Source organism: Agrobacterium sp. CCNWLW155, from assembly GCF_036888815.1.
GTDB lineage: Bacteria > Pseudomonadota > Alphaproteobacteria > Rhizobiales > Rhizobiaceae > Agrobacterium > Agrobacterium radiobacter.
Window position 1 is genome coordinate 1 of the sequence record NZ_JBAKFW010000064.1, and the last position, 765, is coordinate 765.

General features: G+C 56.7%; 1 protein-coding gene. It reads right to left on the reverse strand.

Annotated elements, in window-relative coordinates:
- Positions 1-314 precede the first annotated feature (314 nt).
- Positions 315-765 (reverse strand): Tn3 family transposase (locus V6S97_RS29125; protein WP_334428452.1); only part of this gene is annotated, 451 nt, incomplete at its 5' end.

Below are 765 nucleotides of genomic sequence, written 5' to 3' on the forward strand. Positions count from 1 at the left end.
GAATTTGTTCGTCGTTTTGCTTGTCATAGACCCTACTTCTCACGAGTTGGGGTCTCCGGCAAACCCGGAGCGGTTCACATGCTGGACCACCCGTTCTGACGGACGGCTGTTTATCATGATGATCGCGTATGGGTGGAGGCGGAACTCAAGGACGTCGGTGATCAAGCTCTGATGCGCGGGTTGGCTACCGCATTCCCGATTGTGCGTCCGGGACTGTTCCTATCTTACTGCGGGCGTCGGTCATTTACCGGCCACAAAGGGGCGGGAACAAGAGGAGTGCAAAATCGTACGCTAAGGGCGAACGGATTGAGAACTTATGCGACCCGACGTAGCCCGACTGGCAGACGGAGCGGTCGAAATCCGTTGGACATCTGATGTTCGGCATCCCAGGTGTAGATGCCGGTAAGGTTGATATGCTCCCAACTTAACGGCGAGATGTGCTTCAACAGAGTATCAGGAATATTTCGACCCTCTCGCTTCAGCTGTGTGATTGCGCGGTCGAGATAGACTGTATTCCAGTGGACGATCGCACTGACGACGAGGTTGAGACCAGAGGCGCGGAATGCCTGGCTCTCGAACGACCGGTCGCGGATTTCGCCCCGCTCGTGGAAGAACACAGCGCGTTTCAGCTTATGGGCGGCCTCGCCCTTGTTGAGACCGGCTTGGCATCTCCGCCGTAGTGCCGGATTTGAGTACCATTCGATCATGAAGAGCGACCTTTCGATACGGCCGAGTTCGCGGAGCGCCCTCGCGAGATGGCTTTGC